The 11,495-nt window shown below is 32.3% G+C and carries 10 protein-coding genes and 1 pseudogene; 1 reads left to right on the top strand and 10 read right to left on the bottom strand.

Features of this window, described 5'->3' with window-relative positions:
* Window positions 1-473 precede the first annotated feature (473 nt).
* The 6 genes from NFRAN_RS13895 to NFRAN_RS09405 all read right to left on the bottom strand — a co-directional run bounded on the left by NFRAN_RS13895 (window position 474) and on the right by NFRAN_RS09405 (window position 6,028).
* Window positions 474-707 carry a hypothetical protein gene (locus tag NFRAN_RS13895; RefSeq protein ID WP_172602253.1) on the bottom strand — a complete coding sequence of 78 codons (234 nt, stop codon included), beginning with the start codon at window positions 705-707 and terminating at the stop codon, window positions 474-476.
* Between the two features lie 4 nt (window positions 708-711).
* Window positions 712-1,230, bottom strand: coding sequence for a hypothetical protein (locus tag NFRAN_RS09425; RefSeq protein ID WP_134484754.1), 519 nt, complete (start codon window positions 1,228-1,230; stop codon window positions 712-714).
* A 638-nt stretch (window positions 1,231-1,868) separates the two neighbouring features.
* Window positions 1,869-2,942, bottom strand: a complete 1,074-nt coding sequence (locus NFRAN_RS09420) for a CAP domain-containing protein (protein ID WP_172602252.1) — start codon at window positions 2,940-2,942, stop codon at window positions 1,869-1,871.
* Between the two features lie 1,009 nt (window positions 2,943-3,951).
* On the bottom strand, window positions 3,952-4,938 hold the full coding sequence (locus tag NFRAN_RS09415; protein ID WP_134485790.1) for a phosphosulfolactate synthase: 987 nt from the start codon (window positions 4,936-4,938) through the stop codon (window positions 3,952-3,954).
* A gap of 185 nt (window positions 4,939-5,123) precedes the next feature.
* Complete coding sequence (locus tag NFRAN_RS13890; RefSeq protein WP_269472347.1) at window positions 5,124-5,351, bottom strand: hypothetical protein; 228 nt, start codon at window positions 5,349-5,351, stop codon at window positions 5,124-5,126.
* A 311-nt stretch (window positions 5,352-5,662) separates the two neighbouring features.
* Window positions 5,663-6,028 (bottom strand): PPOX class F420-dependent oxidoreductase, encoded by a 366-nt coding sequence (locus NFRAN_RS09405; protein ID WP_134484751.1) that lies wholly within the window; start codon window positions 6,026-6,028, stop codon window positions 5,663-5,665.
* Between the two features lie 237 nt (window positions 6,029-6,265).
* Between NFRAN_RS09405 and NFRAN_RS09400 the strand changes: the two genes are divergently transcribed.
* Entirely contained in the window at window positions 6,266-7,591 is a 1,326-nt protein-coding gene (locus tag NFRAN_RS09400; protein WP_145988070.1) for a hypothetical protein, read from the top strand.
* A gap of 1,619 nt (window positions 7,592-9,210) precedes the next feature.
* Here NFRAN_RS09400 and NFRAN_RS14410 read toward each other — a convergent pair.
* From NFRAN_RS14410 to NFRAN_RS09385, 4 genes and pseudogenes are all read right to left on the bottom strand, one after another.
* Window positions 9,211-9,399 (bottom strand): annotated as a pseudogene (locus tag NFRAN_RS14410) (hypothetical protein); the annotation flags it as partial.
* A 732-nt stretch (window positions 9,400-10,131) separates the two neighbouring features.
* Window positions 10,132-10,680, bottom strand: a complete 549-nt coding sequence (locus NFRAN_RS09395) for a cupin domain-containing protein (protein ID WP_134484749.1) — start codon at window positions 10,678-10,680, stop codon at window positions 10,132-10,134.
* Between the two features lie 161 nt (window positions 10,681-10,841).
* On the bottom strand, window positions 10,842-11,222 hold the full coding sequence (locus NFRAN_RS09390; RefSeq protein ID WP_134483198.1) for a hypothetical protein: 381 nt from the start codon (window positions 11,220-11,222) through the stop codon (window positions 10,842-10,844).
* Window positions 11,155-11,454: a hypothetical protein gene (locus NFRAN_RS09385; protein ID WP_134484748.1), complete on the bottom strand. Its 300-nt coding sequence runs from the start codon at window positions 11,452-11,454 to the stop codon at window positions 11,155-11,157. The genes NFRAN_RS09390 and NFRAN_RS09385 overlap by 68 nt, the downstream gene beginning before the upstream one ends.
* Between the last annotated feature and the right edge of the window lie 41 nt (window positions 11,455-11,495).

Here is an 11,495-nt window from a genome sequence, read left to right as displayed (position 1 = left end):
ATGACATATATAAAACCTAAACAAGAGAATTAAATCAAAAATAAGCAAAAAATAAAGAGATATTAAATAAATATTCAGATTTTGAATAAAATTTTGATTAAATATATTGATCGAATGATTGCTACCTTTATTAGTATATATACAGAGAACTAATTCAATGTAAAATTAACTCCAAATGTTCAGAATAAAAGCCAGAATATAAACATGGATTGATTTTGACGTTCAGTTATATTACTAAATTCTGTTTAACATTTTTGAAGCCCATGTTGTAAAAATCAATATATAATAAGTCAATTTTGTGCAAAAGAAGAAACGCCAGAGTTGTTACATGCATGCAATTCGCAAATAATATTCACAGTTCATGTAAGCGAAGTAACGATAATCTGGATTAAATGTTTTTTTTGTTTACAGATGTCTTTACACTATATAACGTTTTCAAATAAAGAAACTTTAATGAGCTATTAAACAAAATTTTAAGTATTATCAGAGATCGAACTAGATGTATTAAAAACTTTAATCCACATAGACCAAGAGTCCGGTATTAGTATTTCTTCTACTAGGATGATAAGAGACCCTAGTAGTCTTACAGGATGGTTTAAATAAATATCTCTGCGATTAAATTTTAATCTATTAGTATCAGTCATACTGCAATATGTGTCAAATGCGACTTTACCAAGTGTTAAAACAACTTTTATTGGATCCCACATCAAATCAATTTCCTTTTTCATATGCATAGAACAATTGGAAATAGTTTGCTGTGGATTTATTATTTGGCGGTGTACATTTTATAACAGATGTAACGTATGCCCTACTAAGTACTAATCCATCATCAATCGAATCTCTGGCAGGATGATTAGCAAAACCAGTTTCAAACATAGTCTTCATAAGCAACTGACCAGGACTGTCACCTGTAGACATTCCTCCTATCCTATTGCCGCCATTGACTGCAGGAGTTAATCCAATTACCAATAAACTCGATTGAGGATCATCAAAGGAGGGTACAGATTTGCTCCAGTAATGATCATTATAGAATCTAATAGGCTTATCTAAATTGAATGAGTGAATATTTTCGATCAAGTTCGGGTATAATCCACAGTTGGTAATATTACGCATCAATTCACTCATAGTCCTATTATCAGGTATACTCATGTATTGAAACAAACCATTATTATAAAATTGACAATATGAAATTTGTGAAGAATCATAGTCTCGCAGGTTAGTGTTTTTCAAGTATAATTTAGCACCAAGAAATAAAAAATAAATCCAATATCTTGTTATCTTAGACTATTGAAGGAAGGAAAAAATAATAATAACAAAGAACTCAACGAGTTGGATGACACTTGTCTATAGGATAAGGAAAAATACAAACCTAAACTTAACTCCTAAATGGGATAATGAGAGACGAAAAAAATAACACGAAGAGAAAATTACAATGTGTATGAGATCGTCGATTTACAATAATGAATAACTATTGAAGTGATTATGTAGATAGCATTTTTCCTTCATTACCCCCTTGTTTATAGAGAGGAAAACATATTGGTTGATTTGGAGAAAAATTATTATAATGAACAACAAGAAGTTATGAAATGGATTTTAATGTTTATGAAGATGGTAGGTTAATATCTCACAAATCCCATTATGAGATACACATCTCCGAGTTGCTAGTTAGTTTATGTTTAAGAATTGTTTCAATATTACGGTGAAAATCTTAGTATTCTTGTGATCTCAAAAAAATAATATGAATGAATAAATATTATTATATGTTTGTCATAGATTTATTTTCACTTGACTATATTTAAGAAACAATGAGAAAAACATCTATAGTATACAGTAACAGTTTTTAATCCTTTTTTTAAATTAGTTCTCTATCAAGATTGAGAGTTAAAAAAAGTGTACGAGGTCAAAGGCACATAATCGTTACTAATTTCATCGCTAATATCTCCTTCTGTATCTACGGTTTGAGCATACACTACCATTGTCAGGATTTTATCTTTTACATCTAATGTCTCAGGGATCTGAAACTCAAGATTAATATCACCTTCTTTTAGTTCCCATTTTTTTGCCTCTATTATTTTATAGGTATCACCCTCTTTTTCTTGTATATACTCAAGGTCTGAGGGTAGAGGTTTAGACACCATCAATTTTAAATCACCAAAATCGTAACTATTTTTGTCTCTATTTTTCTCATAATGTAGTTTAGTAGGAAATTCATCTAAAAAGAACGAAACATGATTAATTACAAAGTCAAACTTGTCTGGATCACTAATTCTAGCCTCTAGTTTGATATCATCATCTTCCTTCATTATTTTGAAGTTAGGTCCGAGATAATGATTTTCAAAATTCTGAACCATTACAAAGTAGTAGTCATTGTATGCAATACCAATACTAACATGGGTGTGATACTTGTTTAAGATATTATTTCTGTGGCCATCGTTGCAACAAAGTTTATCATTATACATCATAGAATGTTCCAAATTACTAATTGCATCATATTGATCAATTACTGGACAATAGAATTTTGTTTCATCATAGCACTGATCGGACACTGTATAGTAGCCTTGACTATTATTAGCAAGAACATAACTGATCTGACCTACGTTTTGTTGGACGTAACCGGTTCCATTATAAAAGGAATACAACATGTATGGCTTATAACCATCCAATGTCAAATGAGATAGCGATTTGGTACGCAATATTTCGTTTGCATGAATTTGAGCAGCAGTGTTATTACTCAAAATTAATGGAGGAAGATTATACTTTTTTCGATCATCATTGATTTTTGACAAAGCGAAATATCTTAAATCTTCAAGCTTCTTTGAATCATAGCGATAATCACTAAGCTTTAGCAGGGATTTCCAAGCAAATGTCAAGATAATACTGTTAAATGTTAATACAACGATCAAAAATAAACCAACTAATAATAACGGTTGGTATTTATTCATGACTAACATTAAGATCTTATCAAGAGGTTATTTTTGTTTTTTGTGATAATCACACAGTAAAATCTTCCTACAAGTTTCCTTAGATATAACAAAATTTGTACAAGGTTAAACGACCATCTCCCTTCCTAACCATACAGAATAATAGATTTTTTTGTAATTACGAAATTTTCACCCCAAAAAGGTTGCTATCTTTGACCTAGCTTTCTAACATTTTACTAATAAGGCATATAGGAAATTCAAGTTCCTCTTTGATGTTAAGTTAGGTCAGATTGGACTCGTAAAGAGAGATCATCTTTTGCTCTAGATTAACCATTCATCATTTTATCTTCACATTGATTCAACTAAAGATGGATATTCTAAGATCAAATATTGATCATGTGGGATCATTATTTTCATACAAAGTAACCAAAAAGATCCTTAGTATCAGTAAAGCCCTGAATTATTTTCTAATCAAGAAACGACACGTCTATTGTCAATGCGAAATGTTTAACATTAATATGAACTTCATATATCGCAATGTGTACTATGTTCCAAACGAACCAGAAATTTGGATTAAGATTGACTTACTCGCTATCTTTGCTAGTATGAGGTATATCATACCCACCCAATATCCTAGAGTTCAATAATCAAACCCCGAACAGAATCCGATTTGTTGCAATACAATTAAAATTTTCCTCTAATTCCTTCTATGGTATATAGATATTTTCTGTCTTGAAATCTTACACAAGGGACTAGGTTTATCAAATATGAGCCCCTGACACAGAAAATTAAGGAAAAATTAAATCTGAAGGTGCAGATATAATTTAACTTGTTATTAGTCTAATTCGATATCTTTTGAACCAAGTCGAACTATTCAGTCTAAAAATTTAGCCTTTAGATTAGCACCCATAAAATTGTTATTGAATAATACTTGTAATTAGGTCAACCTTTTCAGTACTTACTCTTGCTGTTTTGTTCACATGAGATGAAAATAATGTAAGATCAGATTCGTTATATGTTTTTAGTAACGTCATATCCATTCATCCTGTACTACATGATAAACTTTTTTTCGTATGTCATCTAGATTGGTTTTCTCGACGATTAAGCCCTGTTCTTTTAGCTCTTCAAGTCCCGTCTGAACTGTTCTTCTAGGTAGATTTGTAATGTTTATTATTTCACTTTGCTCCAGAGAGTGCTTAGTTTTGATAACATAGTATATGAATTTTGTGGCGGGACTACCTTTTGCAATTTTTTTCATACTCGATATTCCATAACTTGATCTAGACAGAAATCCTTTTCTTTGTGACTCTATTGACATAACATTTTCTAAATTGATTTCACCGAGATTTACTCTTTGACCGAATTCGGCTATCAAAGCCGACTGTTGTATCTCCAAAGGAGTTTCAAAAATGATCCGATTTGGAGAGATCTTAGATGTTACTGCACCTACTATATTCCATTTAACATTTCCTTTTTCATCATAAATGTTTACAGCATATCCCAAATTACCTTCCAACAGAATTTTCTCTGCACCCACTGCAATAGCTTCATTAATTTTGGCAACGGTCTGATCAAAAGAGAGTTGTCTTCTTGGATCTTTCTTGCCTATTTTCCAAAGAGGAGTAAGATCTTTTGATCTTAACTTTTCGGCTATCTCTCTCTTTCTTTCGGTTGTTAAATCTATATTATTTTCACCAATCTCAATTATATCAAATCCTAATCGGTGTGCATCTTCAACATATGTGTCAAAAGACTTTTCCAGTAAAGCAAATTCTGTAAGAGTACTACCCAAAGATACATAAATGTCATGATGATGATAGAACGAAATTCGCTTTGCTAACTGGTCATCGGTGATCATCAAAGGCAATGCTCCATAAATTTTAACCATATCAATAAATGAGGAAATTATTTTAAAATTCTCAGCATCAAATCCCTGAAATTTATCCACTATATAAGTAAGACCTTCTTTACGGGGTTTTTGCCAGTCAATTCTCTTAATGGACAAATGGTCGAGCATATCTATCAATAAAGCTTCCTATATATTGAATATTCTTGTATACCATGAAAAAACCTCTATACCTTTCGAGTATGCGCGTTAACTGGCATCATTTTACAAAAAGGGTAGATAAACGATATGTTCTATTTTACTCTGAGTGGAATCAGACCACCCCCTTCCTTAATCTAACTACAATTGCAACTTTCCTAAATTACTTCTATGGCTTCTTCGGAAAATCCCTTTGATAATAGAAATTCAGTGACTTTTGATCGATGGTCACCTTGCAGTACAATTATGCCATTCTTAGCGGTTCCACCTGTGCCAATAGTTTTTTTTAACTCGTGAGCAATAGACTCCATTTGATTTTGGTCTGTAAATCCTTTGATTTGTGTTACTCTTTTTCCTCTCTTAATCACATAAAGTTGTACCGTTATCTTTAATTCATCTTCATCAAGCCGTTTTAATAAATCACCAAATGAGTTATCATCTTCTAAGGAAAAGGATTCGATCTTATTTTTCTTTGAACTTGTTGATTTTTCTTTTTTAAATTCGGATATGAATTAGCTACTTAATAATGATATTTAATTTTTGTTGTTCTTAAGACATATTATACCCTTGTTGCTGCTCTTTGAAGAAAACTGAGCAATCACAACTAGAATTTGAGCTAAATGGGACGATACTATGTAATAAACATATCTGTGAGGACAGGATTACATGTTTTGGAAAGAGCAGGTGAGAAATATATCTAAATTTGTATAGCAATAACGACATAATTTCCTTTGGTAAGGGTAAATAAATTAGCAAGTTTGGCTTTGAATCCATATTTCTTATTCCTCAACTCCAGAATTTCCTTACTTTCCTGCTCAATTATATGTGCCCTTGCTGTTATCCACGGTCCCTTAACTTTCCCTCTAAAATCACATTTTGCAATTTTGACCTCATTATTATTTCGGATCCGTTTTACTTTACCTGTATTCTCTCGAGTTACTACATAGATATTATCATTTTTACTCACAAACCAGACTGGAGTCCTAACACCTTGTTTATTCTTTCGGTAGGTTTCCAAGTTAATATAAGATGCATTTTCAAAAGGGAAATTTTCTACATTCACAGTAATTATAGACTACTTCAAGTTATAAACAATTTTTCAAGTTAAAAAATTTATGACTGTGAAAGAACCAATATGAGTTAGAATTCTTGCCATTGTGTTGATAATAATTTAGATTACCCTATATGATTCATAAATCATTCTTAAATTTTAAACCTTCCTGTTAAAGTAAAAGAGAAGAACAGATGTATTCGATGTATCAACATATATACTTATTTTCATCGAAACTATTATAGATCCATGCCGTCGTTTAATTTTTTTAAGAGAAAAGGCAAAGATGTATTGAAGTTAAAAGATAAAAAGAATGATATTCCAGTAATCCAATCCTCTCCATCACCACAGAATACAGAAAATAGACTGACAATAAAAGATGTACGAAATTTGCTAGACAGAATTGAAGGGGATTTAATTCAGAATATTTTGATAGATTTAGATAAAACCTTTCAGGAGACGAACCTAATTTTTCAACACATAGATACGATTGCAGAAGATCTGAAAAATGAGGAAATTGAAGTTGAAGAAGAAAAACTTGCTCCCCTTGTCAAAAATACAAAGAATACTATAGTCAGGGCATTGAAAAGAGAGGCTTCCAACATACAAGATACACCCAAGAATTTTGATGAGTTTGTAAAATTCAAAGACTCGCTTGATGCCTCTATCAACAGATTCGGCGAAGTTACCAGCTCTCATAGCCGAATCGTTAACACATTCATGAAAAAACATGCAAACAGTTTGAGAGGAGATTTAAAAAAGATAAGCGACATTTCGGATATACTAAGGGACGAATTTGAAGGGCTATCTGCAAAAAAGAAGATCATCGACGACTGTAGATTAAATCTTTTGGCCTTAACGGATAACTTAGATGAAAAGCAGAAATCTGAAAAGACTCTCCAGACGATCAATAACAACTTTAAAAAAATGGATGAAGAAATTAAAAGAAAAGAGAATGAACTAAGTGATTTAAAATCTTCCTCAGACTATTCAAAAGCTCTAAAATACCTACAAGAAAAAGAACAGATCGATAGAGAAAGAAAACTTTTGATAGAAAAACTAAATCGAATTGCAAGTCATCTTACCAAAGCAGCAAACAAATACTCATATGGACTTACAAAGGCAACAGTTGATAAAATAGATACTATTATCAATAATCCTTCTGAAATTGCATATAAACCCGACATATCAGAATACCTTAATTTGGTAAAAGAAATGAAAGACTCTGTAATGTCAAACAAAATTAGCCTAAAAGATGCAGGTAAAATTATGCAATATTTTGACATGTTGATCGATGAATTACCTCGCTTTAAGCAGGCAATTCTAAAACTCGATTCAAAGATAGAAAAACTAAAGGAGAATAACAAGGTTACTATTCTAGAGAAAATATCACAAAAGGAAGAGGAGAGGAACAGAGAACGTGAACTCCGCATAACCGAAAATCAAAGAAAAGACGAAATTCTTAGAAATAACTTGAAGATCGAAGAGCAGGTGAGAGATATATCTAATGTAATAGAAGAGCAGTTACAAAGATTATCTAATAAGAATTATAAATTAATTTCAATTATAGAATAATTATTCTATATGGCATATCCTTATTAGAAAATTTTGTGCGCAGTTTATTAGAAATCACATATCAAACAAAAATTTCGATGGACTGCTTTTGATTCGGTTTTTTCGATGATCAAACTACGAGCTTCAATCTCACAATAATTGCAAAGTTTTCTCCTTTCTTGGGTTGCATAACAAGGACATAAATATTCTAGTATATCAGTTGGTTAGTTGGAGCATAATCATTATCGAAAAGCAACGGTGTATGGGAGTGTAAAACCTATGTGTAAATTTTATTTTCTACAATTATGAAGATAGAAAATTAGAGATTAATGAATTTCGTCAATACATAGAATTTAATGTTGATATTCAAATATCAAGATTCATGTTCAAAAGTAGAGGTATTCTATAATACTACTAAACAAATGATGAAATCCGAATAATATTTGACACAATTTTGAAAAAAGCAATGAGAAGTGACCGGGAAGAATAAGAGGATTCTCATTGTCTGCGAGTTGAATGATTGACTGACTACTCTAGTATCCTTCCAAAGTTATTGCTGATGCTGATTTACTGAGGTTGAATAAAAGTAGATAAAATTTATTTTATATTTTTCTATCCTTCTCTCTATAGAAAGTTAATCTGTAGATGAACTATTGAGTAACCCATACTAAATTTACAGGATGGAAAGATAATCTGAGGTATCGGAATAGGCTTCAGTGGTCTTCTCGTAACTCCTTACGCTTTTGCATCTCATAAGCCGGTTGGCGCTTACAAATTGTATTAATGGATCCAACCTAGAAAGCAATGGTAGTAATTTTGGTCTGATCGTTAGATGCTTAGAGCGTAGACAGCCTACTTTAGATTATCTCCACACCCTGTTGTCTACAGTAATGGTGTTTCTTCTTTGGCAGGAGATATTAGTATCCTTGAATACTATTTATCAATTATTTAGTGTGCAAATTTAGGGTGGGATTATCCTTTCAGCGGCAGTATTTTCCGCATTCTACCATAAAATCAGAATATTATGTTAATAAGTTTAGAATGGCAGTTTATGATACAAAAAATTTGGTTTTATATATACAAAGCAACAAACTGATAACTATACATTGAAACGTAGGATGCTGGAATGCGACGGTCTGACATACAGTAACTCTAAGAATGAACAGCTAGTTTTAGGTCTGGTACACCCAGACAATGAACCTACATCCAATATCATAAAATTATTGAATTTCTGAATTCTCGGGTCTTGGATGTATTTACTATAATTCCGAACAAGATTTGATCTTGATGACTCCTCTCCAGAGGCTAAAAAAATGAAACAAAAAAATGGTAAGATTTGTTTTAGTTGATTAGTTAGGCTACCTGACTTTTCACCAAAGTCTTAGTTACTATGTTCATCAAAGTCCTAAACTTGAGCACCCTCATCTACTCCAAAAGTAATATCTTCTTCTGCAACAACTTGGCTGGCGCGACCATATGGCAATTCTCATATTAGGTTGCCTGGCGGACTATAGCGATTTAACAGAATCTTATTCATGCTTGTACTTGCCAGTCCATAGCCAATCTCACCGGTATTTTGCCAGACCATAGCTGTGAAATGTCCAGCTTTCGGCCCTGTTGATATAGACAGAGGGAGACCGTCACGGTCCTTTTTTGGTAGCCCATAACTGGACCAGATCAGCTACTGAATAACTCACAGGTCCCTGAGCAAGGTTCTCAAAGGAACCAGGAATCTGAGGACTGTGCAAAACGACCCTCTGAGGTAGCTTATTAACATGATTTTGGGTTATAGTTGCCAGATTGTCACCCCATGTAAGTGGCGGAACGCCAACAGCTTCTCTCTATCGTTATTTGTGGTCCTTAGAATCGTGTCTTGATTGCTAGAACTAAGCTGTGTCTGTGAAAATTGCAACATAGTAGATGGCATTATTAAAATAGTGGCAATAATCATCAAAATGGTAATTCGGGAAAATTTTTTTGATCATAGGTACGAAGATAATTGTTAAAAGTAGTTATTTATTAATGAATCGTCTTCCGTTTGAGAAAACCAAATAGAGGTTATTGACATCATTAAATGACAAAACAGGTTTCGAATTTCACGGCATTTAAACAGCAAAAAGATTGAAAATGATATTAGTCTCGATATGAGTGAATGATAAAATAATTATACGATATTACTGTTACCAGATCTGATATAATCAATAAATTTAATTACTTTATAAAGATCTCAACTTTAATAGTGTAAGGAAGTTATTGCAAAGGAACAGAACAGCAGAGTGTAATGATGACAATGTTCACAATCACGATATTGTTACCTTATTGGATATACTAGGAACTAAGTATGAATCAAGTAAAAATATACATTGCTATCGTAAAAATACGAAGGATTTTCAGAATACGCTATCCGAAATGAAAAGTCCTTAAAGTAAATGACTTTAGTTATTTTATAGTTTTTTGTAGTCGCCGAGACCAAACAAGTGTCATAGAATTACATACAAGAGCAATTAGAAAACAAAATTTGAGCGGTGCGTTCAACCAAAATATCTAATAACAAATACCATTCACTTTGAGAATTTTTCGATTATCGACTTAAATTGAGGATAAAGAACAAGTAATTCGGATTTCTTACCCAATTCGAAATCCTCAAAATCGAATCCTGGAGAAACAGTACAACCTACTAGAGTAAATGAGTCCTTATTTTCTACTTCAGCGCAGAACCAAGAATTTTTCCTTATTACATAATGTATGCAGGTTTCGCCATCCTCAAGGTTATTTCCTAATTTTACCCTTGTAGGATACTGTTTATTATCAAGGACATATATGATTAATGGACTTCCCAGGTAAAAATGCCAGATTTCATCATTTTTAACTCTATGTATAGGTGAAATTTGATCCTTGTCCAGTAGATAATAGATTAAGGTAGAAGCTGAACGCAATTTCTTTCTTAAGTGTTTTCCCTGATTATCCACGGTATATATATTTTGATTAGTCCCTGATAATTCGTCATATGAGACTAATACAGGAGATCGATACACCTCTCGGAAATTACCACCTTCATATGGATGTTCCTGTAAATTTAATCGCTTTATTACTAATTCAGAGTCGATCAACAAATATCAATTAATCCAATCATATTAAAAAGATTCTTCTAAATCAGCTTAGTTCCTCAGATGGATTACTATAGGACAGAGTGATAGAATCATAAATATTGAGATCAATTGAACGAAGTAAAATTTAAAAATTAATTATAGATGTGTTAAAACGGCTCTGTTCACTTAATATGTTTTATTTCATTGTTATGATAGTCTACAAAGAGCCGCAGCCAATTCCGTACATGCTTTAACTTGCAATTCTTTATTCTACAAGGAAAGTAGTCATCGAAACTTTCGGTTCTATCCTTTATGTATTGCATCTTTCTTTCAATCAGACTTTTCTCCAGAGAGGAATGAATGTGATGATCGAGATTTAAGAATCTACAGGCCATTGGATACCAAGTACCTCCATCATCAGTCGAAACTGGATGAATTCCATGAATCTTGACTAAATCTGAAATGAATCTTTCAGCTACAAACATGTTTCTTTCTTTAGAGATAGACAGTGCGAGAATTTGCCTGTTTTCTGTCTGGTTCAGTTGCAACCCAGAGCCAGACAAACTCTGATCCCACCTTTAACATGGTCTCATCTATTATATACTCTAGAACTCTTCTTCTAGTTGACTTCAGCTTTTGGGGTTTGTACTTTTGAATCCAATTCCAAATGGAAACGTGATTTCTCTTGTATATCTGAGATAATCTTTCCGAGGCTTTCCTTAAGGATAAGCCTGAAAAGTACAAATGCAACCCATAATATACATACTTTGAAGGCGTTCTGTTTCTAGTAAGCATAAAAGAAATGGAATGCTTTCAAGCTATAGGCTTATCGTTAA

The sequence above is a fragment of the Candidatus Nitrosocosmicus franklandus genome, assembly GCF_900696045.1.
GTDB classification, from domain to species: domain Archaea; phylum Thermoproteota; class Nitrososphaeria; order Nitrososphaerales; family Nitrososphaeraceae; genus Nitrosocosmicus; species Nitrosocosmicus franklandus_A.
This window is presented reverse-complemented; position numbering and strand designations above follow the sequence as displayed.

Excerpts from the sequence above, each read along its gene's own strand:
- NFRAN_RS13895 (WP_172602253.1), bottom strand. The coding sequence starts at position 707 with ATGTGGGATCCAATAAAAGTTGTTTTAACACTTGGTAAAGTCGCATTT.
- NFRAN_RS09420 (WP_172602252.1), bottom strand. The coding sequence starts at position 2,942 with ATGAATAAATACCAACCGTTATTATTAGTTGGTTTATTTTTGATCGTT.
- NFRAN_RS09415 (WP_134485790.1), bottom strand. The coding sequence starts at position 4,938 with ATGCTCGACCATTTGTCCATTAAGAGAATTGACTGGCAAAAACCCCGT.
- NFRAN_RS09400 (WP_145988070.1), top strand. The coding sequence starts at position 6,266 with ATGCCGTCGTTTAATTTTTTTAAGAGAAAAGGCAAAGATGTATTGAAG.
- NFRAN_RS09385 (WP_134484748.1), bottom strand. The coding sequence starts at position 11,454 with ATGCTTACTAGAAACAGAACGCCTTCAAAGTATGTATATTATGGGTTG.